This window comes from Streptococcus sp. NM (assembly GCF_003390135.1).
Classification (GTDB): Bacteria; Bacillota; Bacilli; order Lactobacillales; family Streptococcaceae; genus Streptococcus.
The window spans coordinates 1-25,559 of record NZ_QUOS01000010.1 but is presented as its reverse complement, the minus strand read 5'-3'; the positions used below and the strand labels follow the sequence as shown (position 1 = coordinate 25,559).

Annotated in this window: 26 protein-coding genes and 1 pseudogene; 13 read left to right on the top strand and 14 right to left on the bottom strand. The window is 33.0% G+C overall.

Annotation, left to right across the window (positions count from 1 at the left end; all coding sequences use genetic code 11):
* Positions 1-711: 711 nt before the first annotated feature.
* A complete protein-coding gene (locus DXN33_RS09585) occupies positions 712-1,107 on the bottom strand; it encodes a hypothetical protein (protein WP_115904954.1) in 396 nt (131 codons plus the stop codon).
* A gap of 891 nt (positions 1,108-1,998) precedes the next feature.
* On the opposite strand from DXN33_RS09585, the gene DXN33_RS09580 reads away from it, so the two are divergent.
* From DXN33_RS09580 to DXN33_RS09860, 4 genes are all read left to right on the top strand, one after another.
* Positions 1,999-2,811: a replication initiation protein gene (locus DXN33_RS09580; protein WP_000254442.1), complete on the top strand. Its 813-nt coding sequence runs from the start codon at positions 1,999-2,001 to the stop codon at positions 2,809-2,811.
* A 594-nt stretch (positions 2,812-3,405) separates the two neighbouring features.
* The gene (locus DXN33_RS09575) at positions 3,406-3,816 is read left to right on the top strand and encodes a hypothetical protein (protein ID WP_258864284.1); all 411 of its coding nucleotides are present in this window, start codon (positions 3,406-3,408) and stop codon (positions 3,814-3,816) included.
* Between the two features lie 91 nt (positions 3,817-3,907).
* Positions 3,908-4,480, top strand: coding sequence for a hypothetical protein (locus DXN33_RS09865; protein ID WP_258864283.1), 573 nt, complete (start codon positions 3,908-3,910; stop codon positions 4,478-4,480).
* Positions 4,481-4,592: 112 nt separating this feature from the next.
* Positions 4,593-5,177 carry a hypothetical protein gene (locus tag DXN33_RS09860; protein WP_258864278.1) on the top strand — a complete coding sequence of 195 codons (585 nt, stop codon included), beginning with the start codon at positions 4,593-4,595 and terminating at the stop codon, positions 5,175-5,177.
* Between the two features lie 338 nt (positions 5,178-5,515).
* On the opposite strand, the gene DXN33_RS09565 is transcribed toward DXN33_RS09860, so the two are convergent.
* The 5 genes from DXN33_RS09565 to DXN33_RS09540 all read right to left on the bottom strand — a co-directional run bounded on the left by DXN33_RS09565 (position 5,516) and on the right by DXN33_RS09540 (position 9,425).
* Positions 5,516-6,268 carry a recombinase XerS gene (locus DXN33_RS09565; protein ID WP_258864282.1) on the bottom strand — a complete coding sequence of 251 codons (753 nt, stop codon included), beginning with the start codon at positions 6,266-6,268 and terminating at the stop codon, positions 5,516-5,518.
* Positions 6,269-6,482: 214 nt separating this feature from the next.
* Positions 6,483-7,457: a tyrosine-type recombinase/integrase gene (locus DXN33_RS09555; RefSeq protein ID WP_115904959.1), complete on the bottom strand. Its 975-nt coding sequence runs from the start codon at positions 7,455-7,457 to the stop codon at positions 6,483-6,485.
* A 185-nt stretch (positions 7,458-7,642) separates the two neighbouring features.
* Positions 7,643-8,092 (bottom strand): hypothetical protein, encoded by a 450-nt coding sequence (locus tag DXN33_RS09550; protein ID WP_115904958.1) that lies wholly within the window; start codon positions 8,090-8,092, stop codon positions 7,643-7,645.
* A 365-nt stretch (positions 8,093-8,457) separates the two neighbouring features.
* Positions 8,458-8,823 (bottom strand): PBECR2 nuclease fold domain-containing protein, encoded by a 366-nt coding sequence (locus DXN33_RS09545; RefSeq protein WP_181897314.1) that lies wholly within the window; start codon positions 8,821-8,823, stop codon positions 8,458-8,460.
* 44 nt (positions 8,824-8,867) lie between these two features.
* Positions 8,868-9,425 carry a hypothetical protein gene (locus DXN33_RS09540; RefSeq protein ID WP_115904964.1) on the bottom strand — a complete coding sequence of 186 codons (558 nt, stop codon included), beginning with the start codon at positions 9,423-9,425 and terminating at the stop codon, positions 8,868-8,870.
* A gap of 411 nt (positions 9,426-9,836) precedes the next feature.
* On the opposite strand from DXN33_RS09540, the gene DXN33_RS09535 reads away from it, so the two are divergent.
* Entirely contained in the window at positions 9,837-10,166 is a 330-nt protein-coding gene (locus DXN33_RS09535) for a hypothetical protein (protein ID WP_115904956.1), read from the top strand.
* A 551-nt stretch (positions 10,167-10,717) separates the two neighbouring features.
* Here the strand turns inward: DXN33_RS09535 and DXN33_RS09525 are convergent.
* Positions 10,718-11,104 (bottom strand): hypothetical protein, encoded by a 387-nt coding sequence (locus tag DXN33_RS09525; RefSeq protein ID WP_115904963.1) that lies wholly within the window; start codon positions 11,102-11,104, stop codon positions 10,718-10,720.
* An 890-nt stretch (positions 11,105-11,994) separates the two neighbouring features.
* On the opposite strand from DXN33_RS09525, the gene DXN33_RS09520 reads away from it, so the two are divergent.
* From DXN33_RS09520 to DXN33_RS09510, 3 genes are all read left to right on the top strand, one after another.
* Positions 11,995-12,807 carry a replication initiation protein gene (locus DXN33_RS09520; protein ID WP_000254442.1) on the top strand — a complete coding sequence of 271 codons (813 nt, stop codon included), beginning with the start codon at positions 11,995-11,997 and terminating at the stop codon, positions 12,805-12,807.
* Between the two features lie 532 nt (positions 12,808-13,339).
* Entirely contained in the window at positions 13,340-13,897 is a 558-nt protein-coding gene (locus DXN33_RS09515) for a hypothetical protein (RefSeq protein WP_115904953.1), read from the top strand.
* Between the two features lie 3 nt (positions 13,898-13,900).
* Positions 13,901-15,169: a hypothetical protein gene (locus DXN33_RS09510; RefSeq protein ID WP_115904962.1), complete on the top strand. Its 1,269-nt coding sequence runs from the start codon at positions 13,901-13,903 to the stop codon at positions 15,167-15,169.
* A gap of 163 nt (positions 15,170-15,332) precedes the next feature.
* Here DXN33_RS09510 and DXN33_RS09505 read toward each other — a convergent pair whose 3' ends face one another.
* The 5 genes from DXN33_RS09505 to DXN33_RS09480 all read right to left on the bottom strand — a co-directional run bounded on the left by DXN33_RS09505 (position 15,333) and on the right by DXN33_RS09480 (position 19,631).
* Complete coding sequence (locus DXN33_RS09505; RefSeq protein ID WP_115904961.1) at positions 15,333-16,259, bottom strand: recombinase XerS; 927 nt, start codon at positions 16,257-16,259, stop codon at positions 15,333-15,335.
* A 214-nt stretch (positions 16,260-16,473) separates the two neighbouring features.
* Positions 16,474-17,448, bottom strand: a complete 975-nt coding sequence (locus DXN33_RS09495) for a tyrosine-type recombinase/integrase (protein ID WP_115904959.1) — start codon at positions 17,446-17,448, stop codon at positions 16,474-16,476.
* A gap of 185 nt (positions 17,449-17,633) precedes the next feature.
* Positions 17,634-18,083: a hypothetical protein gene (locus DXN33_RS09490; protein ID WP_115904958.1), complete on the bottom strand. Its 450-nt coding sequence runs from the start codon at positions 18,081-18,083 to the stop codon at positions 17,634-17,636.
* 366 nt (positions 18,084-18,449) lie between these two features.
* Complete coding sequence (locus DXN33_RS09855) at positions 18,450-18,671, bottom strand: PBECR2 nuclease fold domain-containing protein (protein WP_258864281.1); 222 nt, start codon at positions 18,669-18,671, stop codon at positions 18,450-18,452.
* A 189-nt stretch (positions 18,672-18,860) separates the two neighbouring features.
* Positions 18,861-19,631, bottom strand: coding sequence for a hypothetical protein (locus tag DXN33_RS09480; protein WP_115904957.1), 771 nt, complete (start codon positions 19,629-19,631; stop codon positions 18,861-18,863).
* 196 nt (positions 19,632-19,827) lie between these two features.
* On the opposite strand from DXN33_RS09480, the gene DXN33_RS09475 reads away from it, so the two are divergent.
* On the top strand, positions 19,828-20,157 hold the full coding sequence (locus DXN33_RS09475) for a hypothetical protein (protein WP_115904956.1): 330 nt from the start codon (positions 19,828-19,830) through the stop codon (positions 20,155-20,157).
* Between the two features lie 543 nt (positions 20,158-20,700).
* On the opposite strand, the gene DXN33_RS09465 is transcribed toward DXN33_RS09475, so the two are convergent.
* Positions 20,701-21,096 carry a hypothetical protein gene (locus tag DXN33_RS09465; protein ID WP_115904954.1) on the bottom strand — a complete coding sequence of 132 codons (396 nt, stop codon included), beginning with the start codon at positions 21,094-21,096 and terminating at the stop codon, positions 20,701-20,703.
* Between the two features lie 890 nt (positions 21,097-21,986).
* Here DXN33_RS09465 and DXN33_RS09460 point away from each other — a divergent pair.
* The 4 genes from DXN33_RS09460 to DXN33_RS09845 all read left to right on the top strand — a co-directional run bounded on the left by DXN33_RS09460 (position 21,987) and on the right by DXN33_RS09845 (position 25,163).
* A complete protein-coding gene (locus tag DXN33_RS09460) occupies positions 21,987-22,799 on the top strand; it encodes a replication initiation protein (RefSeq protein WP_000254442.1) in 813 nt (270 codons plus the stop codon).
* Between the two features lie 533 nt (positions 22,800-23,332).
* A complete protein-coding gene (locus DXN33_RS09455; RefSeq protein ID WP_115904953.1) occupies positions 23,333-23,890 on the top strand; it encodes a hypothetical protein in 558 nt (185 codons plus the stop codon).
* A gap of 3 nt (positions 23,891-23,893) precedes the next feature.
* Entirely contained in the window at positions 23,894-24,409 is a 516-nt protein-coding gene (locus DXN33_RS09850) for a hypothetical protein (RefSeq protein ID WP_258864279.1), read from the top strand.
* A 169-nt stretch (positions 24,410-24,578) separates the two neighbouring features.
* Complete coding sequence (locus DXN33_RS09845) at positions 24,579-25,163, top strand: hypothetical protein (RefSeq protein WP_258864278.1); 585 nt, start codon at positions 24,579-24,581, stop codon at positions 25,161-25,163.
* A gap of 163 nt (positions 25,164-25,326) precedes the next feature.
* Here the strand turns inward: DXN33_RS09845 and DXN33_RS09705 are convergent.
* Positions 25,327-25,559, bottom strand: a pseudogene (locus DXN33_RS09705) (recombinase XerS); the annotation flags it as partial.

Here is a 25,559-nt window from a genome sequence, read left to right as displayed (position 1 = left end):
GATTTAGCTCCAGATGGTCTAAAAGAAATTTGGAGAAATGACTTTACTGACAAAAAGTATTCACGTGATTATTGGGTTATTAAAAACTACACATCTGACCAGCTTGAAGAGTATGTAATCCTTTTTAAAAGAGTTACAATCACGAGTTCTGCCATATTTTGACAAATAGACAATTTTCCGAAAAATTTGGTCTTTTTCGGAAAGTTGCTTTCTTTTAGGAAAGCATCTAAAAAAACGCCCAAATCTTTTGCGCCTCTAGGGGTTCTACTGATGTGTTGTATGAAAAAAGTCTGAAAAACTCTCAGGATCGTTGTCTTAGCACCAAAAATACGTGAAATTTGCATAATTAAAATAAATTTCAGGGGGAGTTATACAAAAAAACGACGATTTAAATCGTTGTTTTACTGATATAAATGTGTAATCTTTTTTTGAAAATACGTCTATTTATTTTTATTGTAAAGTAGACATAACCGAATGAACATAGGTTGTAGAAAGCAAATGAAAAAAACTGCAAGGATGATAGATCCTGTATCTAAATAACCTCTTTCAAGACCGTTTTCAACAACAACAAGCCTGTAGTTTCGACAACGATCAAAAATAAAAATATATAAAAAATTTTCGCCCAAAACATAGTGTTACCCCTTTCTATTTACAAAGGTTATCTATTTGTTCTTTTAAATTTATCAAAACGAAATTCTCACTCACATACAACTAATTAGTTATTTTTTTTGAAAACAAACGTTGCCACCAGTTCTTCTTTGTTTCTAAAAGTAATGTTTCATTTTTGATAGTCAGTGCTCCAATAAGTTGGAGTTGATTGTTGTTAGTGTCCAACATATTGGCAATTTGATCATCTTTTTCATCAATCTGAGAGATTAAAAAACGTCGTTCATTATCAAAATCCTCACGAAGCTGCTTAATTTGCTCCTGCAATACAGTTTCTACACGATTGCTAGCATCATCTATACTGCTAGATTCTGTGTAGCTATCTTCTACAATACATCTATCAAGTATGTATTGCGTGATTGTCTTATTTTCATTTTTAGCTAATTCTACAAGCTTCTCTTTCTGTTCCTTAGAAACTCGGATGCTTATTTGAACACTCATTTTTTTCTCCTCCACTAAAATTGGCTGCTATACAATTATAACGTTCTGTGTGGATACATTGTAGCATATTCTACACAATTCTACACGCATAATATGTATGAAAATCATGAATTTTTTGAGAATATCCTTTTATACATGGTATAGATTTCAACACTTTCTCTGATAGTTCCTGCTGCTTGTTCCAATTTTCTTCTGTCGTTATAATGCATGCTCCTTTTTTATCTGATTTTGTTGCTTGCTGCCATCAAGGAGCGCTAAATAAAAAAGTAAATATTGATTTAAGCCTATATAAGGCCATATTTGCCCCTTAGACAGTCCAATGTGGAATTTATCCGGCTTTTTAGCTAGATGCCCCTTAACGGCCAAAATATGGCCCCTGACGGTAACTTAAATATTGTTCAGTACTAAAACCGTAAAAAATCCCTTTTTAGTCATGATACGATCATAGTTGTAGAGGGCCTTTCTGCAAATTTATCTAAAAAGGAGGGGATACAGATGGAGATAATTTTAAATATCTTACTTACTATTGAAGTGGAGATCTTGGTCCATTATATTTGCAAGTGGCTAGATAGAAAATAGTGAACTGAGTGAAAGATTTTTTTATTTTTTAAAAATAAAATATAGATTTTTTTCTTAAGAAGATACTTTCTAATTTACTTTCTGATCTACTTTATATTACTTTATATTACTTTGTCGACCTTAGAAAATCAGCAATATCAAGGGGTTGCAGATAAATAATTGACTATTTTGTACCCCATTAATGACTATTTTGTACCCCATTAATGACTATTTTGTACCCCATTAATGACTATTTTGTACCCCATTATTGACTATAAATTTAAAAATTGATAGAATATAGCATAATAGGAAACATAGTAAAAGGTAAACAAGATGGTATCAAATAGAAAATCCAGTAAAATCTATGAAGAACTAGCTTCTCGTCAAAATTATTTAGTTGTCCAGGCGAATGACTTGGCCAAAGCTTTTGGTAATTTAAAAGCTTTTGAACACAAGGTTTTAGACTACTGTTTTTCATCTGTAACGAAAGATAGTAGAGTTGGTGATGTCTTTACGGTTCATAGCCTTGACATTATGAAGCACTTTGGCTTAACTAAAAACGGTCAAAATTATAGACGGATTGCAGAAGCTTTTTCGAGACTTAACGAGAATACCGCTCTATATATTCCTGAAACATTGCCTGACGGTAGACGATCAATAATCATGACTCAACTTTTCAGCAGAATAAGATTTATTGAGGATGGCCTTGTAGAGTTTAAATTCTCTGAAGATGCTGGACCTTTAGTTTTTGAGTTAAAACGAAACTACTACTCTTTCCATTTGGATGAGTTAGGAAATGTGAAATCAAAGTATTCTTTGATCTTGATGAAACTTTGGGAAGCATATCGCTTAGGAAATCGAGAATATACAACCATTAAGGGAAGTTTAGAGGAGTGGCAAGATTGGTTCTTGGGTGAAGAGAAGTCATGGCCTGCAGGTTTGTTTAAGAGGAATGCTCTCATGGTGGCATGCGAAGAATTAGAAATGAAATTCAACGCTGATATAGATTTAACAACTGTAAAAAAAGGACGAAAAGTTATCGGGTATGAGATGGTAATTAGGGATAGACGGATGCCAACCACTGCAGAGGTAATCATAGAAGCAGAGAAAGCATCACATCAGACAGATATCTATGATTTTTTGTAATTTGAACTTATATTAAGAGTTGGGGCTTGCGTATGCAGCCCTTTTTCTTTGAGAAAGATAGAGATTAAAAAAGAGTTTATTAACTCGTTGGTGCTACTAGCTTTATAGCAATATTAAACTGAGGTGGTTAATTATTTTCTAGGTTGAGAAACGTCTTAGGTAAAAAAATGCTGTTGTAACTCCTTGATATTGCTTGATTTATAACGAAATAGGAATGAGGTGGTTAATCGTTTTTTAGGTCGAGAAACATAGTGGTTCAAAAAAAGAACCGAAAACCCACGTCCCTGTAAGTGTGGAGTTGATTTTAAAACAACGTGACTTTATAGGGGTATTACCTCTACTTTCACTATGTTTTAGAATATGATTAAAATTTGAACTATAAATTGAACGTGCTGTAGCTGCTAAAAATGAGTTGATTTTTGAGAAGAAACCGTTTTCGGCTATCATAGTCCGATTTGGGCTATGATAGCTTTGAATGTAAAATGAGGCGTGATAAAATATATATAAGAAACAAAAAAAGGAGCGTACAATCAATGTCAAAATTAAAAAAAAGATCAAAAAGAGTATATAGCAGCTATACATCATAATAGCTATTTGCTTAATTATCTTTACTTAGGCACTTTATCTAAAAATGAATTAAAAGTTGTTTTTGGAATATTAGAGATAATACATAATATATACTCACAAGAGAGTGTAACTATCTCATACTCAGATATTGCAGCTATATCAGAATATGCAACTGAACTTTACGAGAATAATACTAATAATCAATTTGAACGTTTTATAGAGAGTATTCAAACTAAACTTAGATTAGTCTCATATAAACAGTTTTTAGGACCCGAAGGTAAAAAACATATGGTCTATAATGATTATCCTATTTTTTTGCAGTTTGGAGTAAATCATAGTAGTCAAGAATTAACACTCTATATATCAGAAACAGTCTATCTATATGAAATAAAGAAAAACAATGGGAATATTATCGAAGAGGAAAAAAAGAATTGCTGATTTATTTCGTAAAGAAGATTGGTCTGAAATACAAATATATGAAAAAGTGAAAGAAGGATACTTGACAAAAATAGAGAAGAGAAAATGATTTATGAACGCTAAAAGAAAACAAAGAAAAAGCAAAGAAAAAATAGAGAATATCCCAAAAGATGCGGTGGCTTATTATTTGCCAACCCCCAATAGCGAAAGGATATATTTTACAAGAGATACAATCTTACTCATGTATCATTTAATTCGCTTAAAGTATTTTTCAAGAGAAATGGTCCTAGATCAGTACTTCATTCTCACAGGTAAAGAATTAAATAACAGAACACTATATTCGTTCATAGGAAATAGAAATATGCCACTGAGTCATTTTGAAGATAACTACAGAATCGGCAAGACTAAATTTATGTATGTCACTAAAGGATTTGCTGAATGGTTGTTAGATATCATGCATGAGATTCCAGGCCTTATTGAATTGACAAAGGTAACAGAATTTAAAGGTTCGCATTATAGCCTCAAGATAAACAAAATGTCTGGCGGAAAAGATGGCATCAGAAAAATACATCTACATGATTATCATACAAGAAGATTAGCGCTGAAAATCGGAAGACTAATCGTTGAACAGTGCACAGATTTATCACCTAGAGAATTGAACGTCACTTACTTTTTTCCCGTTTAATAGAAAACTTATATCACTTGTACCAGATGCAGTGATCTTCGTTCGAGGTCAGAGGTATTTTATTGAGTATGACAGGAATACAGAGCCTCACTTCAAGCTGCTCGGAAAGATATTGGGATATTTTGAAGAGAAGTATTATCGAGGAGATACAATCTTCTTTGTCTTTGATAATATTTCAGAGCCAAAAGACAACCGCCTGCATATGCGTATTATGAATTTTATTGATAATTTATATACCGTACCTTTTGGAGATAGTGGCTTTTCTTACTACGAGAAAACACAAGAGAGTAACGTGACCTTGTTTGCACTTCCAGAGGTCAATGCTCTATCTCAAATCTCAGAAGCTATCATGCACGATATAGTGATTGATGAACGTCAAGAAAACGAAAGATTATTAGAGAAGTGTATGACAGAACGTATCATGCCTTACGATATTGTTTCTGTTGAATTGGTAGAAGATAATGACAGTCCATTCTCTTTAATTTTGACTTACCTAGATGATTATTTTGATGAGGAAAAAATGCCACTTATAAAATTAAATTATGGTGACGTTAGCAACCATGACTATTTTGAAAAACTCTATGATAGATACAAGGACGAATACGAAAGAGTTGGCTTAGTATTCTCTTCAGAGATTACAAAACAATACTACAATATACCTCACAATGATTTTTTCATGTCACTCTATATCCGATAATGAAATTAAAAAAAGAGAGTACTATTTAAGTCTCTCTTTTTTATTTATTGAAAAATTGAATTAAAATAACAAAAGGGGGATAGAGGATCTTGTAATACATGAGAAAAAGGTACGAAAATCTACAAAAACTCTCATATATGAGAAAAAAGTACGTGGTTACATATTATTTTTGTCTTTGGACTAGTTCCAAAAGATCCTTGTGTGTCTGCTTTAGAATGAGAGCTGATAAAGGTTTATTAGCAACCGTGGAAATTCTATGGATCACGGATGCAATACCTTGTGAAGATAGTGGTTGTTTCTTGTAGTTCAAGAAGAGTGAGCCGATAGTAGCATCAGCACTATACCATTTTTTTTCGTTCCTTAACGTAAGGATCGATATAAGGGATAAATTCCTTAATGATTGATTTTTGGACAAGCTCTCCTCTATGATTAACAACCGTCAAAGTTTTCTTTCGTAGGTCTATATCTCGATACGTAGCTTGTGCGAGTTGTTCAATATCAACTCCAGCTCCAGCAAGCAAGGCAACAATCGCTAAATCACGTTCCTTGTTTCGCTCCCAATTTCGTGCTTTTGTTTTGGTAAGGTATGTTACAAGATAATTGTCTATCATATCCAGATAGTCAAGGATTTCTTGAAGATTGTAACTTTCGATATAGTCTGTATTTTCCTTTGGTTTACCTTGTGAGGAAAGAGTAGCAGCACCATAAACAACCTCCCACTCGTTCATCACGTTACGATAGAAGTGAGGCGCTTGTTTATCGATTGTGAAAGATGCTACGGTGTAGTAGTTCCAGAAGGCACTCAAAATCTTAATGACTAGTTTCTTGCCATTTGGTTTGAGCCTTAGTGAGCCTACATAATCAACGACTGCATCAAGAGGGGTTTGCTCTAAGTCGTCCATAGTGATTTCGCTGATAGATTTCTTTAGATACTCATCTGCATAGAAGTCCAGAAACTTTCTCAACTCAACTAGCTTATAGTAGCTAGAGGTGTTCCTTTTATTCGTAGTGAAAAAGTAATCTAGGTATAAATGAATATCTGGAGAAAGAATGCTCTCCAATTCTTGATAATTCTGTTCTAATTTATTCATAAAATATTTTTATTTCCTCTTTTTAATAGTAATAGTAGGACGGTTTTTTAGTCCATAAATCGTATAGGTATAGGCTTTTATTTTTAAAAGTAGCAGAAAAGGGGGGAAAGGTAGCAGAAATGTAGGTTTTTTTGATTTAAAAGTAGCAGCATAGCTACCAAAAACATGAAAAGTTCGGAATATATGAGAAAAAGTGCATGAATTTGGCTGCATTTTACTTTTCTCTTTGAATTAGATCCAAAAAATCCTTGTTTTTCTCAAGTAGAATGCACGAATGAGTCTGTTTTAAAATGGCTGCGGATAAAGATTTTTCAAAAATGCGCTCTATCCTACTTATTACTCCTGATATTTTTGGAGCAGTTAGTGGTCTTCTTTTGAAGTCGAGAAATAGAGAATCACTAGCATTAGTAGATGCTATTTTCTCTCTTTCTTTGATGTACGGTGAGATATAGTGGATAAATTCACTTAAAATAGGTTTCTTAATTCGTTCACCTTTAGGAGATGTAACTATTAGCGTCTGTTTGTGTAAGTCAATATCTCTATAAGTAGTTTGCGCTAATTGTTTAAGATCAACTCCAGTTCCAGCAAGTAAAGCGATGATTGCTAAATCCCTGTCTTTATTTTTCAGCAATTTAGATGATCCTGCTTCTTCATCAAGATCAAGGAAGAAGTCATAGGGACTCGTAGGTTTCTCATTCTTATCAATTTCATCAAAAAAGTATAGCATATGTGGCAAATCATAATGAACTACTCGTACTGTGTTCCCTGCTCCTCTTTTTGATGTAAAAAGAGAAAGTATGCCATACTCATTGATCCATTCGTCCATAACATTGCGGTAGAAGTGTGGGGCTTTTCTATCACCTGAGAAGGATACAACAGTGTAGTAGTTCCAGAATGAGTTTAAGACACTAATAAATCGTTTTTTACCGTCTGGTTTTAGCTCTAAAGAGTTGACATAATCTGCAACAACTTCTACAGGTGTTTGCTCTAAATCATCCATGGTTAATTCATTGGTGGACTTTTTTAGATGGTTACCTGCGTAGAAATCGAGGAATTTTTTCAAACTATTTAATTTGCGATAGCTATACAAGTCCCTTTTATTTGTAGTAAAAAAATAGTCTATATATAATCGAACGGCAGGAGACCAAAAACCCTCTAATTCGTCATATTTTTTCTCTAATTTTGTCATGATTTCACCTTGTAATTTTATCTATTACTAGAGTAACAGAAAATCATGGGTAAATCAAAGTATGATAGGGAAAACTTGATTCGAGCCATCGAGAAGCCGAGTTTCTAGTTTAATAGGCTACAAATTTTACAGATAAAAAAGCATCTCGTTTACACGAAATGCTCTTTTCTAGTTGTTGATTATAATTAGCTTGTTTTTTTTGCATAGAACACTTGCAAGCGCCCTGTATTTTCGACATAGTTCCCAACACCATTGTATTTTTCTTGAGCTTCCTTGTTTATCATTTGAAAAGTATTCAATTCATCCAAGCTGATTTCTCTGATATTTTTAAGTTTCAGCCAGTGATAATCTTGATCGTCTGCAAATAGGCTTGGAGCATAAATAGCAGCATCCAAAGGAGCTGATTTTTTATTAAAAAATTGGTAAAGTACCAAATCAGCAATATAAGTAAATTCTTTACTCACAAGCAATATTTTACTTACTTTTGTAAGTTTTTTAGGATCCATTCTGTTACTTGTGCTGAAGTATACAGAACCTACTTCGTTAGCTTTCTCTAAGTGAGCATCCAGCACCTCTTTTGCCGAGCAAATATCAATCCCTACGACAGGGAGAGCAACGCTATACGTAACCGACATAAATTTGACCTCCGGTAAATTAATATTTTTTTCAGATATACTAGCAATATAAATTGTGCTAGTTACAGTCTAGTTAATAACTAGATATATAAATTCTAGCATACAGTTAGATAAAAGTCAAGTGATTATGCTTCAAGCCATAATAAAAAAATAACCCCTACCGCCGTAGGGGTTATTTTTTTATTAAAAGATTAAAAGAAAATAATAGTGGGGTGACCTTCCCACATCTCTTTAAGACCACGAGGGCGTGACGGCTGCCTGTTCCGTCCTTATTATTTTCCTTTTTCTCACTTACTTAAAGTATATCACAGAGATATAAAAAATACAAAAAAAAGTTACTTTTTCGTCCTTTTTATCAAGAAAATCTACATTTTCCGCATTCTTTTGGCGTCCAGATAATTCTTGAGTTTATTGTCCGTTAATGGGTACATGGTGCGAACACTTCCATTTTTAGGGTCAAGACGAACAGCAACTAGAGTATTCTCTTCGAGCAATTTTACAAATTGTAAAGATTTTCCGTCAGGGTGTAACCCTACATAATCTGGGGTTGTTAAAATATCTGGAATTTGACTGTACGTTTTTTCAAAATCGGCGAACTCGTCCCCGTGTCGTTTCAGCATATGCTTTTTACGATTTTTCGCCAAAATAATTGGGTCATTTTCATTATATGAGAGACCAAACTCAGTAATGATTTCTTGGGAGAATTTCCCTACTTCCGTGACTTTCTGCATGTTTATATTATATCATGAAACATGCAGAAAATTGGTGAAGTAGACTATTTTATTTCATTATTTGCCCATCTTTCCACGTCTCTTAAGAACCATTCAATAATTTGATTTTTGTCTGTATTGTACACGTCGTCACGGGAATCAAACTTATAAACTAACGGAGATTTTTGTCTAAATCGATAAGATATAATATCTAACATTTGTTTTGTTTCAGCTGGAGCTTCTATATATCTATAATCAACTTGTTGAATATGCCAGAGGTCTAAAAACATTGAGTAGTATTGTTTTAGAACTTGGTCAAATCCTTCTACAAGAGACAATGCGCTCGCATAGTATATAGTATCTTTCTTTTTTTGTTCTTGATACAAGTTCGATTCCTTGAACTTATTCACTTGTAAGTACATAAGTTCCTCGTACATTAAGCGTTTATTATTTGATTTTGATTCATCTTGCTTTCTTAGTACAAACCTATTAAAATCATCTGATAAGATTAAATCACGAAATTGATAGTAATTTAATATAGTTCGATGGCCTCTTTTTGTTGGAGCATATTTTTTAATTATAGCATTCAGCTGATTACGATTATTAGTGGAATCTACTGACATGCTTATTCCAAAAACATCATCAAGGAATTCTCTTAAATCTCTAGATGTGATTTTTAAAGTGCTTGTAAATACTTTTTCTAGTTCAGAGGGTCTAAAAAAACATCTCCCAATTTTCTCTGTTTACATCATTATGTAGTTTTTTCGAGACTTTTCCAATCTAATGGTCGTATGAAGTCTATCCCCCGTAGCTTGTCTAAATTAAAAGTAATTTCCATATAAAACTCCTAAAAAAGTTAGTTTGCTAATTATTTGTAAAAAAATGATATAACAAAAACTCGATAATATCAACGTTTTAAGACGTTTTGGGTTAAATGGATAAATTAAAAAATAGTTAGTTTTTTAATTCGTGGTTTCGTATAATATAAGCATAAAAGAAGAAAGGCAGGCTGAACAGCCTGATAGGTCGTATTTATGACAACAAAAGAACAACTACTTAAAGAGGTAGAGGAATTAAAAGTCTCCATATTTGCAGATTGCGGTCAGACAAGTTGGCGTTATCATGTTCAGAAAACTTGGACAAAAAAAGAAACAGAAAAAGCACTTGAAGAGATTGGACAAGGTGCGACTACAATTGATTTAGCTCCAGATGGTCTAAAAGAAATTTGGAGAAATGACTTTACTGACAAAAAGTATTCACGTGATTATTGGGTTATTAAAAACTACACATCTGACCAGCTTGAAGAGTATGTAATCCTTTTAAAAGAGTTACAATCACGAGTTCTGCCATATTTTGACAAATAGACAATTTTCCGAAAAATTGGTCTTTTTCGGAAAGTTGCTTTCTTTTAGGAAAGCATCTAAAAAACGCCCAAATCTTTTGCGCCTCTAGGGGTTTCTACTGATGTGTTGTATGCAAAAAAGTCTGAAAAACTCTCAGGATCGTTGTCTTAGCACCAAAAATACGTGAAATTTGCATAATTAAAATAAATTTCAGGGGGAGTTATACAAAAAAACGACGATTTAAATCGTTGTTTTACTGATATAAATGTGTAATCTTTTTTTGAAAATACGTCTATTTATTTTTTATTGTAAAGTAGACATAACCGAATGAACATAGGTTGTAGAAAGCAAATGAAAAAACTGCAAGGATGATAGATCCTGTATCTAAATAACCTCTTTCAAGACCGTTTTTCAACAACAACAAGCCTGTAGTTTCGACAACGATCAAAAATAAAAATATATAAAAAATTTTCGCCCAAAACATAGTGTTACCCCTTTCTATTTACAAAGGTTATCTATTTGTTCTTTTAAATTTATCAAAACGAAATTCTCACTCACATACAACTAATTAGTTATTTTTTTGAAAACAAACGTTGCCACCAGTTCTTCTTTGTTTCTAAAAGTAATGTTTCATTTTTGATAGTCAGTGCTCCAATAAGTTGGAGTTGATTGTTGTTAGTGTCCAACATATTGGCAATTTGATCATCTTTTTCATCAATCTGAGAGATTAAAAAACGTCGTTCATTATCAAAATCCTCACGAAGCTGCTTAATTTGCTCCTGCAATACAGTTTCTACACGATTGCTAGCATCATCTATACTGCTAGATTCTGTGTAGCTATCTTCTACAATACATCTATCAAGTATGTATTGCGTGATTGTCTTATTTTCATTTTTAGCTAATTCTACAAGCTTCTCTTTCTGTTCCTTAGAAACTCGGATGCTTATTTGAACACTCATTTTTTCTCCTCCACTAAAATTGGCTGCTATACAATTATAACGTTCTGTGTGGATACATTGTAGCATATTCTACACAATTCTACACGCATAATATGTATGAAAATCATGAATTTTTTGAGAATATCCTTTTATACATGGTATAGATTTCAACACTTTCTCTGATAGTTCCTGCTGCTTGTTCCAATTTTCTTCTGTCGTTATAATGCATGCTCCTTTTTTATCTGATTTTGTTGCTTGCTGCCATCAAGGAGCGCTAAATAAAAAAGTAAATATTGATTTAAGCCTATATAAGGCCATATTTGCCCCTTAGACAGTCCAATGTGGAATTTATCCGGCTTTTTAGCTAGATGCCCCTTAACGGCCAAAATATGGCCCCTGACGGTAACTTAAATATTGTTCAGTACTAAAACCGTAAAAAATCCCTTTTTAGTCATGATACGATCATAGTTGTAGAGGGCCTTTCTGCAAATTTATCTAAAAAGGAGGGGATACAGATGGAGATAATTTTAAATATCTTACTTACTATTGAAGTGGAGATCTTGGTCCATTATATTTGCAAGTGGCTAGATAGAAAATAGTGAACTGAGTGAAAGATTTTTTTATTTTTTAAAAATAAAATATAGATTTTTTTCTTAAGAAGATACTTTCTAATTTACTTTCTGATCTACTTTATATTACTTTATATTACTTTGTCGACCTTAGAAAATCAGCAATATCAAGGGGTTGCAGATAAATAATTGACTATTTTGTACCCCATTAATGACTATTTTGTACCCCATTAATGACTATTTTGTACCCCATTAATGACTATTTTGTACCCCATTATTGACTATAAATTTAAAAATTGATAGAATATAGCATAATAGGAAACATAGTAAAAGGTAAACAAGATGGTATCAAATAGAAAATCCAGTAAAATCTATGAAGAACTAGCTTCTCGTCAAAATTATTTAGTTGTCCAGGCGAATGACTTGGCCAAAGCTTTTGGTAATTTAAAAGCTTTTGAACACAAGGTTTTAGACTACTGTTTTTCATCTGTAACGAAAGATAGTAGAGTTGGTGATGTCTTTACGGTTCATAGCCTTGACATTATGAAGCACTTTGGCTTAACTAAAAACGGTCAAAATTATAGACGGATTGCAGAAGCTTTTTCGAGACTTAACGAGAATACCGCTCTATATATTCCTGAAACATTGCCTGACGGTAGACGATCAATAATCATGACTCAACTTTTCAGCAGAATAAGATTTATTGAGGATGGCCTTGTAGAGTTTAAATTCTCTGAAGATGCTGGACCTTTAGTTTTTGAGTTAAAACGAAACTACTACTCTTTCCATTTGGATGAGTTAGGAAATGTGAAATCAAAGTATTCTTTGATCTTGATGAAACTTTGGGAAGCATATCGCTTAGGAAATCGAGAATATACAACCATTAAGGGAAGTTTAGAGGAGTGGCAAGATTGGTTCTTGGGTGAAGAGAAGTCATGGCCTGCAGGTTTGTTTAAGAGGAATGCTCTCATGGTGGCATGCGAAGAATTAGAAATGAAATTCAACGCTGATATAGATTTAACAACTGTAAAAAAAGGACGAAAAGTTATCGGGTATGAGATGGTAATTAGGGATAGACGGATGCCAACCACTGCAGAGGTAATCATAGAAGCAGAGAAAGCATCACATCAGACAGATATCTATGATTTTTTGTAATTTGAACTTATATTAAGAGTTGGGGCTTGCGTATGCAGCCCTTTTTCTTTGAGAAAGATAGAGATTAAAAAAGAGTTTATTAACTCGTTGGTGCTACTAGCTTTATAGCAATATTAAACTGAGGTGGTTAATTATTTTCTAGGTTGAGAAACGTCTTAGGTAAAAAATGCTGTTGTAACTCCTTGATATTGCTTGATTTATAACGAAATAGGAATGAGGTGGTTAATCGTTTTTTAGGTCGAGAAACATAGTGGTTCAAAAAAAGAACCGAAAACCCACGTCCCTGTAAGTGTGGAGTTGATTTTAAAACAACGTGACTTTATAGGGGTATTACCTCTACTTTCACTATGTTTTAGAATATGATTAAAATTTGAACTATAAATTGAACGTGCTGTAGCTGCTAAAAATGAGTTGATTTTTGAGAAGAAACCGTTTTCGGCTATCATAGTCCGATTTGGGCTATGATAGCTTTGAATGTAAAATGAGGCGTGATAAAATATATATAAGAAACAAAAAAAGGAGCGTACAATCAATGTCAAAATTAAAAAAAGATCAAAAAGAGTATATAGCAGCTATACATCATAATAGCTATTTGCTTAATTATCTTTACTTAGGCACTTTATCTAAAAATGAATTAAAAGTTGTTTTTGGAATATTAGAGATAATACATAATATATACTCACAAGAGAGTGTAACTATCTCATACTCAGATATTGCAGCTATATCAGAATATGCAACTGAACTTTACGAGAATAATACTAATAATCAATTTGAACGTTTTATAGAGAGTATTCAAACTAAACTTAGATTAGTCTCATATAAACAGTTTTTAGGACCCGAAGGTAAAAAACATATGGTCTATAATGATTATCCTATTTTTTTGCAGTTTGGAGTAAATCATAGTAGTCAAGAATTAACACTCTATATATCAGAAACAGTCTATCTATATGAAATAAAGAAAAACAATGGGAATATTATCGAAGAGGAAAAAAGAATTGCTGATTTATTTCGTAAAGAAGATTGGTCTGAAATACAAATATATGAAAAAGTGAAAGAAGGATACTTGACAAAAATAGAGAAGAGAAAATGATTTATGAACGCTAAAAGAAAACAAAGAAAAAGCAAAGAAAAAATAGAGAATATCCCAAAAGATGCGGTGGCTTATTATTTGCCAACCCCCAATAGCGAAAGGATATATTTTACAAGAGATACAATCTTACTCATGTATCATTTAATTCGCTTAAAGTATTTTTCAAGAGAAATGGTCCTAGATCAGTACTTCATTCTCACAGGTAAAGAATTAAATAACAGAACACTATATTCGTTCATAGGAAATAGAAATATGCCACTGAGTCATTTTGAAGATAACTACAGAATCGGCAAGACTAAATTTATGTATGTCACTAAAGGATTTGCTGAATGGTTGTTAGATATCATGCATGAGATTCCAGGCCTTATTGAATTGACAAAGGTAACAGAATTTAAAGGTTCGCATTATAGCCTCAAGATAAACAAAATGTCTGGCGGAAAAGATGGCATCAGAAAAATACATCTACATGATTATCATACAAGAAGATTAGCGCTGAAAATCGGAAGACTAATCGTTGAACAGTGCACAGATTTATCACCTAGAGAATTGAACGTCACTTACTTTTTCCCGTTTAATAGAAAACTTATATCACTTGTACCAGATGCAGTGATCTTCGTTCGAGGTCAGAGGTATTTTATTGAGTATGACAGGAATACAGAGCCTCACTTCAAGCTGCTCGGAAAGATATTGGGATATTTTGAAGAGAAGTATTATCGAGGAGATACAATCTTCTTTGTCTTTGATAATATTTCAGAGCCAAAAGACAACCGCCTGCATATGCGTATTATGAATTTTATTGATAATTTATATACCGTACCTTTTGGAGATAGTGGCTTTTCTTACTACGAGAAAACACAAGAGAGTAACGTGACCTTGTTTGCACTTCCAGAGGTCAATGCTCTATCTCAAATCTCAGAAGCTATCATGCACGATATAGTGATTGATGAACGTCAAGAAAACGAAAGATTATTAGAGAAGTGTATGACAGAACGTATCATGCCTTACGATATTGTTTCTGTTGAATTGGTAGAAGATAATGACAGTCCATTCTCTTTAATTTTGACTTACCTAGATGATTATTTTGATGAGGAAAAAATGCCACTTATAAAATTAAATTATGGTGACGTTAGCAACCATGACTATTTTGAAAAACTCTATGATAGATACAAGGACGAATACGAAAGAGTTGGCTTAGTATTCTCTTCAGAGATTACAAAACAATACTACAATATACCTCACAATGATTTTTTCATGTCACTCTATATCCGATAATGAAATTAAAAAAAGAGAGTACTATTTAAGTCTCTCTTTTTTATTTATTGAAAAATTGAATTAAAATAACAAAAGGGGGATAGAGGATCTTGTAATACATGAGAAAAAGGTACGAAAATCTACAAAAACTCTCATATATGAGAAAAAAGTACGTGGTTACATATTATTTTTGTCTTTGGACTAGTTCCAAAAGATCCTTGTGTGTCTGCTTTAGAATGAGAGCTGATAAAGGTTTATTAGCAACCGTGGAAATTCTATGGATCACGGATGCAATACCTTGTGAAGATAGTGGTTGTTTCTTGTAGTTCAAGAAGAGTGAGCCGATAGTAGCATCAGCACTATACCATTTTTTTCGTTCCTTAACGTAAGGATCGATATAAGGGATAAATTCCTTAATGATTGATTTTTGGACAAGCTCTCCTCTATGATTAACAACCGTCAAAGTTTTCTTTCGTAGGTCTATATCTCGATACGTAGCTTGTGCGAGTTGTTCAATATCAACTCCAGCTCCAGCAAGCAAGGCAACAATCGCTAAATCACGTTCCTTGTTTCGCTCCCAATTTCGTGCTTTTGTTTTGGTAAGGTATGTTACAAGATAATTGTCTATCATATCCAGATAGTCAAGGATTTCTTGAAGATTGTAACTTTCGATATAGTCTGTATTTTCCTTTGGTTTACCTTGTGAGGAAAGAGTAGCAGCACCATAAACAACCTCCCACTCGTTCATCACGTTACGATAGAAGTGAGGCGCTTGTTTATCGATTGTGAAAGATGCTACGGTGTAGTAGTTCCAGAAGGCACTCAAAATCTTAATGACTAGTTTCTTGCCATTTGGTTTGAGCCTTAGTGAGCCTACATAATCAACGACTGCATCAAGAGGGGTTTGCTCTAAGTCGTCCATAGTGATTTCGCTGATAGATTTCTTTAGATACTCATCTGCATAGAAGTCCAGAAACTTTCTCAACTCAACTAGCTTATAGTAGCTAGAGGTGTTCCTTTTATTCGTAGTGAAAAAGTAATCTAGGTATAAATGAATATCTGGAGAAAGAATGCTCTCCAATTCTTGATAATTCTGTTCTAATTTATTCATAAAATATTTTTATTTCCTCTTTTTAATAGTAATAGTAGGACGGTTTTTTAGTCCATAAATCGTATAGGTATAGGCTTTTATTTTTAAAAGTAGCAGAAAAGGGGGGAAAGGTAGCAGAAATGTAGGTTTTTTTGATTTAAAAGTAGCAGCATAGCTACCAAAAACATGAAAAGTTCGGAATATATGAGAAAAAGTGCATGAATTTGGCTGCATTTTACTTTTCTCTTTGAATTAGATCCAAAAAATCCTTGTTTTTCTCAAGTAGAATGCACGAATGAGTCTGTTTTAAAATGGCTGCGGATAAAGATTTTTCAAAAATGCGCTCTATCCTACTTATTACTCCTGATATTTTTGGAGCAGTTAGTGGTCTTCTTTTGAAGTCGAGAAATAGAGAATCACTAGCATTAGTAGATGCTATTTTCTCTCTTTCTTTGATGTACGGTGAGATATAGTGGATAAATTCACTTAAAATAGGTTTCTTAATTCGTTCACCTTTAGGAGATGTAACTATTAGCGTCTGTTTGTGTAAGTCAATATCTCTATAAGTAGTTTGCGCTAATTGTTTAAGATCAACTCCAGTTCCAGCAAGTAAAGCGATGATTGCTAAATCCCTGTCTTTATTTTTCAGCAATTTAGATGATCCTGCTTCTTCATCAAGATCAAGGAAGAAGTCATAGGGACTCGTAGGTTTCTCATTCTTATCAATTTCATCAAAAAAGTATAGCATATGTGGCAAATCATAATGAACTACTCGTACTGTGTTCCCTGCTCCTCTTTTTGATGTAAAAAGAGAAAGTATGCCATACTCATTGATCCATTCGTCCATAACATTGCGGTAGAAGTGTGGGGCTTTTCTATCACCTGAGAAGGATACAACAGTGTAGTAGTTCCAGAATGAGTTTAAGACACTAATAAATCGTTTTTTACCGTCTGGTTTTAGCTCTAAAGAGTTGACATAATCTGCAACAACTTCTACAGGTGTTTGCTCTAAATCATCCATGGTTAATTCATTGGTGGACTTTTTTAGATGGTTACCTGCGTAGAAATCGAGGAATTTTTTCAAACTATTTAATTTGCGATAGCTATACAAGTCCCTTTTATTTGTAGTAAAAAAATAGTCTATATATAATCGAACGGCAGGAGACCAAAAACCCTCTAATTCGTCATATTTTTTCTCTAATTTTGTCATGATTTCACCTTGTAATTTTATCTATTACTAGAGTAACAGAAAATCATGGGTAAATCAAAGTATGATAGGGAAAACTTGATTCGAGCCATCGAGAAGCCGAGTTTCTAGTTTAATAGGCTACAAATTTTACAGATAAAAAAGCATCTCGTTTACACGAAATGCTCTTTTCTAGTTGTTGATTATAATTAGCTTGTTTTTTTTGCATAGAACACTTGCAAGCGCCCTGTATTTTCGACATAGTTCCCAACACCATTGTATTTTTCTTGAGCTTCCTTGTTTATCATTTGAAAAGTATTCAATTCATCCAAGCTGATTTCTCTGATATTTTTAAGTTTCAGCCAGTGATAATCTTGATCGTCTGCAAATAGGCTTGGAGCATAAATAGCAGCATCCAAAGGAGCTGATTTTTTATTAAAAAATTGGTAAAGTACCAAATCAGCAATATAAGTAAATTCTTTACTCACAAGCAATATTTTACTTACTTTTGTAAGTTTTTTAGGATCCATTCTGTTACTTGTGCTGAAGTATACAGAACCTACTTCGTTAGCTTTCTCTAAGTGAGCATCCAGCACCTCTTTTGCCGAGCAAATATCAATCCCTACGACAGGGAGAGCAACGCTATACGTAACCGACATAAATTTGACCTCCGGTAAATTAATATTTTTTTCAGATATACTAGCAATATAAATTGTGCTAGTTACAGTCTAGTTAATAACTAGATATATAAATTCTAGCATACAGTTAGATAAAAGTCAAGTGATTATGCTTCAAGCCATAATAAAAAAATAACCCCTACCGCCGTAGGGGTTATTTTTTTTATTAAAAGATTAAAAGAAAATAATAGTGGGGTGACCTTCCCACATCTCTTTAAGACCACGAGGGCGTGACGGCTGCCTGTTCCGTCCTTATTATTTTCCTTTTTCTCACTTACTTAAAGTATATCACAGAGATATAAAAAATACAAAAAAAAGTTACTTTTTCGTCCTTTTTATCAAGAAAATCTACATTTTCCGCATTCTTTTGGCGTCCAGATAATTCTTGAGTTTATTGTCCGTTAATGGGTACATGGTGCGAACACTTCCATTTTTAGGGTCAAGACGAACAGCAACTAGAGTATTCTCTTCGAGCAATTTTACAAATTGTAAAGATTTTCCGTCAGGGTGTAACCCTACATAATCTGGGGTTGTTAAAATATCTGGAATTTGACTGTACGTTTTTTTCAAAATCGGCGAACTCGTCCCCGTGTCGTTTCAGCATATGCTTTTTACGATTTTTCGCCAAAATAATTGGGTCATTTTCATTATATGAGAGACCAAACTCAGTAATGATTTCTTGGGAGAATTTCCCTACTTCCGTGACTTTCTGCATGTTTATATTATATCATGAAACATGCAGAAAATTGGTGAAGTAGACTATTTTATTTCATTATTTGCCCATCTTTCCACGTCTCTTAAGAACCATTCAATAATTTGATTTTTGTCTGTATTGTACACGTCGTCACGGGAATCAAACTTATAAACTAACGGAGATTTTTGTCTAAATCGATAAGATATAATATCTAACATTTGTTTTGTTTCAGCTGGAGCTTCTATATATCTATAATCAACTTGTTGAATATGCCAGAGGTCTAAAAACATTGAGTAGTATTGTTTTAGAACTTGGTCAAATCCTTCTACAAGAGACAATGCGCTCGCATAGTATATAGTATCTTTCTTTTTTTGTTCTTGATACAAGTTCGATTCCTTGAACTTATTCACTTGTAAGTACATAAGTTCCTCGTACATTAAGCGTTTATTATTTGATTTTGATTCATCTTGCTTTCTTAGTACAAACCTATTAAAATCATCTGATAAGATTAAATCACGAAATTGATAGTAATTTAATATAGTTCGATGGCCTCTTTTTGTTGGAGCATATTTTTTAATTATAGCATTCAGCTGATTACGATTATTAGTGGAATCTACTGACATGCTTATTCCAAAAACATCATCAAGGAATTCTCTTAAATCTCTAGATGTGATTTTTAAAGTGCTTGTAAATACTTTTTCTAGTTCAGAGGGTCTAAAAAACATCTCCCAATTTTCTCTGTTTACATCATTATGTAGTTTTTCGAGACTTTTCCAATCTAATGGTCGTATGAAGTCTATCCCCCGTAGCTTGTCTAAATTAAAAGTAATTTCCATATAAAACTCCTAAAAAAGTTAGTTTGCTAATTATTTGTAAAAAAATGATATAACAAAAACTCGATAATATCAACGTTTTAAGACGTTTTGGGTTAAATGGATAAATTAAAAAATAGTTAGTTTTTTAATTCGTGGTTTCGTATAATATAAGCATAAAAGAAGAAAGGCAGGCTGAACAGCCTGATAGGTCGTATTTATGACAACAAAAGAACAACTACTTAAAGAGGTAGAGGAATTAAAAGTCTCCATATTTGCAGATTGCGGTCAGACAAGTTGGCGTTATCATGTTCAGAAAACTTGGACAAAAAAAGAAACAGAAAAAGCACTTGAAGAGATTGGACAAGGTGCGACTACAATTGATTTAGCTCCAGATGGTCTAAAAGAAATTTGGAGAAATGACTTTACTGACAAAAAGTATTCACGTGATTATTGGGTTATTAAAAACTACACATCTGACCAGCTTGAAGAGTATGTAATCCTTTTAAAAGAGTTACAATCACGAGTTCTGCCATATTTTGACAAATAGACAATTTTCCGAAAAATTGGTCTTTTTCGGAAAGTTGCTTTCTTTTAGGAAAGCATCTAAAAAACGCCCAAATCTTTTGCGCCTCTAGGGGTTTCTACTGATGTGTTGTATGCAAAAAAGTCTGAAAAACTCTCAGGATCGTTGTCTTAGCACCAAAAATACGTGAAATTTGCATAATTAAAATAAATTTCAGGGGGAGTTATACAAAAAAACGACGATTTAAATCGTTGTTTTACTGATATAAATGTGTAATCTTTTTTTGAAAATACGTCTATTTATTTTTTATTGTAAAGTAGACATAACCGAATGAACATAGGTTGTAGAAAGCAAATGAAAAAACTGCAAGGATGATAGATCCTGTATCTAAATAACCTCTTTCAAGACCGTTTTTCAACAACAACAAGCCTGTAGTTTCGACAACGATCAAAAATAAAAATATATAAAAAATTTTCGCCCAAAACATAGTGTTACCCCTTTCTATTTACAAAGGTTATCTATTTGTTCTTTTAAATTTATCAAAACGAAATTCTCACTCACATACAACTAATTAGTTATTTTTTTTGAAAACAAACGTTGCCACCAGTTCTTCTTTGTTTCTAAAAGTAATGTTTCATTTTTGATAGTCAGTGCTCCAATAAGTTGGAGTTGATTGTTGTTAGTGTCCAACATATTGGCAATTTGATCATCTTTTTCATCAATCTGAGAGATTAAAAAACGTCGTTCATTATCAAAATCCTCACGAAGCTGCTTAATTTGCTCCTGCAATACAGTTTCTACACGATTGCTAGCATCATCTATACTGCTAGATTCTGTGTAGCTATCTTCTACAATACATCTATCAAGTATGTATTGCGTGATTGTCTTATTTTCATTTTTAGCTAATTCTACAAGCTTCTCTTTCTGTTCCTTAGAAACTCGGATGCTTATTTGAACACTCATTTTTTCTCCTCCACTAAAATTGGCTGCTATACAATTATAACGTTCTGTGTGGATACATTGTAGCATATTCTACACAATTCTACACGCATAATATGTATGAAAATCATGAATTTTTTGAGAATATCCTTTTATACATGGTATAGATTTCAACACTTTCTCTGATAGTTCCTGCTGCTTGTTCCAATTTTCTTCTGTCGTTATAATGCATGCTCCTTTTTTATCTGATTTTGTTGCTTGCTGCCATCAAGGAGCGCTAAATAAAAAAGTAAATATTGATTTAAGCCTATATAAGGCCATATTTGCCCCTTAGACAGTCCAATGTGGAATTTATCCGGCTTTTTAGCTAGATGCCCCTTAACGGCCAAAATATGGCCCCTGACGGTAACTTAAATATTGTTCAGTACTAAAACCGTAAAAAATCCCTTTTTAGTCATGATACGATCATAGTTGTAGAGGGCCTTTCTGCAAATTTATCTAAAAAGGAGGGGATACAGATGGAGATAATTTTAAATATCTTACTTACTATTGAAGTGGAGATCTTGGTCCATTATATTTGCAAGTGGCTAGATAGAAAATAGTGAACTGAGTGAAAGATTTTTTTATTTTTTAAAAATAAAATATAGATTTTTTTCTTAAGAAGATACTTTCTAATTTACTTTCTGATCTACTTTATATTACTTTATATTACTTTGTCGACCTTAGAAAATCAGCAATATCAAGGGGTTGCAGATAAATAATTGACTATTTTGTACCCCATTAATGACTATTTTGTACCCCATTAATGACTATTTTGTACCCCATTAATGACTATTTTGTACCCCATTATTGACTATAAATTTAAAAATTGATAGAATATAGCATAATAGGAAACATAGTAAAAGGTAAACAAGATGGTATCAAATAGAAAATCCAGTAAAATCTATGAAGAACTAGCTTCTCGTCAAAATTATTTAGTTGTCCAGGCGAATGACTTGGCCAAAGCTTTTGGTAATTTAAAAGCTTTTGAACACAAGGTTTTAGACTACTGTTTTTCATCTGTAACGAAAGATAGTAGAGTTGGTGATGTCTTTACGGTTCATAGCCTTGACATTATGAAGCACTTTGGCTTAACTAAAAACGGTCAAAATTATAGACGGATTGCAGAAGCTTTTTCGAGACTTAACGAGAATACCGCTCTATATATTCCTGAAACATTGCCTGACGGTAGACGATCAATAATCATGACTCAACTTTTCAGCAGAATAAGATTTATTGAGGATGGCCTTGTAGAGTTTAAATTCTCTGAAGATGCTGGACCTTTAGTTTTTGAGTTAAAACGAAACTACTACTCTTTCCATTTGGATGAGTTAGGAAATGTGAAATCAAAGTATTCTTTGATCTTGATGAAACTTTGGGAAGCATATCGCTTAGGAAATCGAGAATATACAACCATTAAGGGAAGTTTAGAGGAGTGGCAAGATTGGTTCTTGGGTGAAGAGAAGTCATGGCCTGCAGGTTTGTTTAAGAGGAATGCTCTCATGGTGGCATGCGAAGAATTAGAAATGAAATTCAACGCTGATATAGATTTAACAACTGTAAAAAAAGGACGAAAAGTTATCGGGTATGAGATGGTAATTAGGGATAGACGGATGCCAACCACTGCAGAGGTAATCATAGAAGCAGAGAAAGCATCACATCAGACAGATATCTATGATTTTTTGTAATTTGAACTTATATTAAGAGTTGGGGCTTGCGTATGCAGCCCTTTTTCTTTGAGAAAGATAGAGATTAAAAAAAGAGTTTATTAACTCGTTGGTGCTACTAGCTTTATAGCAATATTAAACTGAGGTGGTTAATTATTTTCTAGGTTGAGAAACGTCTTAGGTAAAAAATGCTGTTGTAACTCCTTGATATTGCTTGATTTATAACGAAATAGGAATGAGGTGGTTAATCGTTTTTTAGGTCGAGAAACATAGTGGTTCAAAAAAAGAACCGAAAACCCACGTCCCTGTAAGTGTGGAGTTGATTTTAAAACAACGTGACTTTATAGGGGTATTACCTCTACTTTCACTATGTTTTAGAATATGATTAAAATTTGAACTATAAATTGAACGTGCTGTAGCTGCTAAAAATGAGTTGATTTTTGAGAAGAAACCGTTTTCGGCTATCATAGTCCGATTTGGGCTATGATAGCTTTGAATGTAAAATGAGGCGTGATAAAATATATATAAGAAACAAAAAAAGGAGCGTACAATCAATGTCAAAATTAAAAAAAGATCAAAAAGAGTATATAGCAGCTATACATCATAATAGCTATTTGCTTAATTATCTTTACTTAGGCACTTTATCTAAAAATGAATTAAAAGTTGTTTTTGGAATATTAGAGATAATACATAATATATACTCACAAGAGAGTGTAACTATCTCATACTCAGATATTGCAGCTATATCAGAATATGCAACTGAACTTTACGAGAATAATACTAATAATCAATTTGAACGTTTTATAGAGAGTATTCAAACTAAACTTAGATTAGTCTCATATAAACAGTTTTTAGGACCCGAAGGTAAAAAACATATGGTCTATAATGATTATCCTATTTTTTTGCAGTTTGGAGTAAATCATAGTAGTCAAGAATTAACACTCTATATATCAGAAACAGTCTATCTATATGAAATAAAGAAAAACAATGGGAATATTATCGAAGAGGAAAAAAGAATTGCTGATTTATTTCGTAAAGAAGATTGGTCTGAAATACAAATATATGAAAAAGTGAAAGAAGGATACTTGACAAAAATAGAGAAGAGAAAATGATTTATGAACGCTAAAAGAAAACAAAGAAAAAGCAAAGAAAAAATAGAGAATATCCCAAAAGATGCGGTGGCTTATTATTTGCCAACCCCCAATAGCGAAAGGATATATTTTACAAGAGATACAATCTTACTCATGTATCATTTAATTCGCTTAAAGTATTTTTCAAGAGAAATGGTCCTAGATCAGTACTTCATTCTCACAGGTAAAGAATTAAATAACAGAACACTATATTCGTTCATAGGAAATAGAAATATGCCACTGAGTCATTTTGAAGATAACTACAGAATCGGCAAGACTAAATTTATGTATGTCACTAAAGGATTTGCTGAATGGTTGTTAGATATCATGCATGAGATTCCAGGCCTTATTGAATTGACAAAGGTAACAGAATTTAAAGGTTCGCATTATAGCCTCAAGATAAACAAAATGTCTGGCGGAAAAGATGGCATCAGAAAAATACATCTACATGATTATCATACAAGAAGATTAGCGCTGAAAATCGGAAAGACTAATCGTTGAACAGTGCACAGATTTATCACCTAGAGAATTGAACGTCACTTACTTTTTCCCGTTTAATAGAAAACTTATATCACTTGTACCAGATGCAGTGATCTTCGTTCGAGGTCAGAGGTATTTTATTGAGTATGACAGGAATACAGAGCCTCACTTCAAGCTGCTCGGAAAGATATTGGGATATTTTGAAGAGAAGTATTATCGAGGAGATACAATCTTCTTTGTCTTTGATAATATTTCAGAGCCAAAAGACAACCGCCTGCATATGCGTATTATGAATTTTATTGATAATTTATATACCGTACCTTTTGGAGATAGTGGCTTTTCTTACTACGAGAAAACACAAGAGAGTAACGTGACCTTGTTTGCACTTCCAGAGGTCAATGCTCTATCTCAAATCTCAGAAGCTATCATGCACGATATAGTGATTGATGAACGTCAAGAAAACGAAAGATTATTAGAGAAGTGTATGACAGAACGTATCATGCCTTACGATATTGTTTCTGTTGAATTGGTAGAAGATAATGACAGTCCATTCTCTTTAATTTTGACTTACCTAGATGATTATTTTGATGAGGAAAAAATGCCACTTATAAAATTAAATTATGGTGACGTTAGCAACCATGACTATTTTGAAAAACTCTATGATAGATACAAGGACGAATACGAAAGAGTTGGCTTAGTATTCTCTTCAGAGATTACAAAACAATACTACAATATACCTCACAATGATTTTTTCATGTCACTCTATATCCGATAATGAAATTAAAAAAAGAGAGTACTATTTAAGTCTCTCTTTTTTATTTATTGAAAAATTGAATTAAAATAACAAAAGGGGGATAGAGGATCTTGTAATACATGAGAAAAAGGTACGAAAATCTACAAAAACTCTCATATATGAGAAAAAAGTACGTGGTTACATATTATTTTTGTCTTTGGACTAGTTCCAAAAGATCCTTGTGTGTCTGCTTTAGAATGAGAGCTGATAAAGGTTTATTAGCAACCGTGGAAATTCTATGGATCACGGATGCAATACCTTGTGAAGATAGTGGTTGTTTCTTGTAGTTCAAGAAGAGTGAGCCGATAGTAGCATCAGCACTATACCATTTTTTTCGTTCCTTAACGTAAGGATCGATATAAGGGATAAATTCCTTAA

Bases quoted from the DNA above. Each gene is read 5' to 3' on its own strand.
- DXN33_RS09495 (WP_115904959.1), bottom strand. From the start codon at position 17,448: ATGACAAAATTAGAGAAAAAATATGACGAATTAGAGGGTTTTTGGTCT.
- DXN33_RS09465 (WP_115904954.1), bottom strand. From the start codon at position 21,096: ATGAGTGTTCAAATAAGCATCCGAGTTTCTAAGGAACAGAAAGAGAAG.
- DXN33_RS09545 (WP_181897314.1), bottom strand. From the start codon at position 8,823: ATGCAGAAAGTCACGGAAGTAGGGAAATTCTCCCAAGAAATCATTACT.
- DXN33_RS09850 (WP_258864279.1), top strand. From the start codon at position 23,894: ATGAACGCTAAAAGAAAACAAAGAAAAAGCAAAGAAAAAATAGAGAAT.
- DXN33_RS09515 (WP_115904953.1), top strand. From the start codon at position 13,340: ATGTCAAAATTAAAAAAAGATCAAAAAGAGTATATAGCAGCTATACAT.
- DXN33_RS09480 (WP_115904957.1), bottom strand. From the start codon at position 19,631: ATGGAAATTACTTTTAATTTAGACAAGCTACGGGGGATAGACTTCATA.
- DXN33_RS09475 (WP_115904956.1), top strand. From the start codon at position 19,828: ATGACAACAAAAGAACAACTACTTAAAGAGGTAGAGGAATTAAAAGTC.
- DXN33_RS09540 (WP_115904964.1), bottom strand. From the start codon at position 9,425: ATGTCAGTAGATTCCACTAATAATCGTAATCAGCTGAATGCTATAATT.
- DXN33_RS09580 (WP_000254442.1), top strand. From the start codon at position 1,999: ATGGTATCAAATAGAAAATCCAGTAAAATCTATGAAGAACTAGCTTCT.
- DXN33_RS09520 (WP_000254442.1), top strand. From the start codon at position 11,995: ATGGTATCAAATAGAAAATCCAGTAAAATCTATGAAGAACTAGCTTCT.
- DXN33_RS09460 (WP_000254442.1), top strand. From the start codon at position 21,987: ATGGTATCAAATAGAAAATCCAGTAAAATCTATGAAGAACTAGCTTCT.
- DXN33_RS09565 (WP_258864282.1), bottom strand. From the start codon at position 6,268: ATGAATAAATTAGAACAGAATTATCAAGAATTGGAGAGCATTCTTTCT.
- DXN33_RS09505 (WP_115904961.1), bottom strand. From the start codon at position 16,259: ATGAATAAATTAGAACAGAATTATCAAGAATTGGAGAGCATTCTTTCT.
- DXN33_RS09490 (WP_115904958.1), bottom strand. From the start codon at position 18,083: ATGTCGGTTACGTATAGCGTTGCTCTCCCTGTCGTAGGGATTGATATT.
- DXN33_RS09865 (WP_258864283.1), top strand. From the start codon at position 3,908: ATGAACGCTAAAAGAAAACAAAGAAAAAGCAAAGAAAAAATAGAGAAT.
- DXN33_RS09550 (WP_115904958.1), bottom strand. From the start codon at position 8,092: ATGTCGGTTACGTATAGCGTTGCTCTCCCTGTCGTAGGGATTGATATT.
- DXN33_RS09555 (WP_115904959.1), bottom strand. From the start codon at position 7,457: ATGACAAAATTAGAGAAAAAATATGACGAATTAGAGGGTTTTTGGTCT.
- DXN33_RS09535 (WP_115904956.1), top strand. From the start codon at position 9,837: ATGACAACAAAAGAACAACTACTTAAAGAGGTAGAGGAATTAAAAGTC.
- DXN33_RS09585 (WP_115904954.1), bottom strand. From the start codon at position 1,107: ATGAGTGTTCAAATAAGCATCCGAGTTTCTAAGGAACAGAAAGAGAAG.
- DXN33_RS09525 (WP_115904963.1), bottom strand. From the start codon at position 11,104: ATGAGTGTTCAAATAAGCATCCGAGTTTCTAAGGAACAGAAAGAGAAG.
- DXN33_RS09455 (WP_115904953.1), top strand. From the start codon at position 23,333: ATGTCAAAATTAAAAAAAGATCAAAAAGAGTATATAGCAGCTATACAT.
- DXN33_RS09510 (WP_115904962.1), top strand. From the start codon at position 13,901: ATGAACGCTAAAAGAAAACAAAGAAAAAGCAAAGAAAAAATAGAGAAT.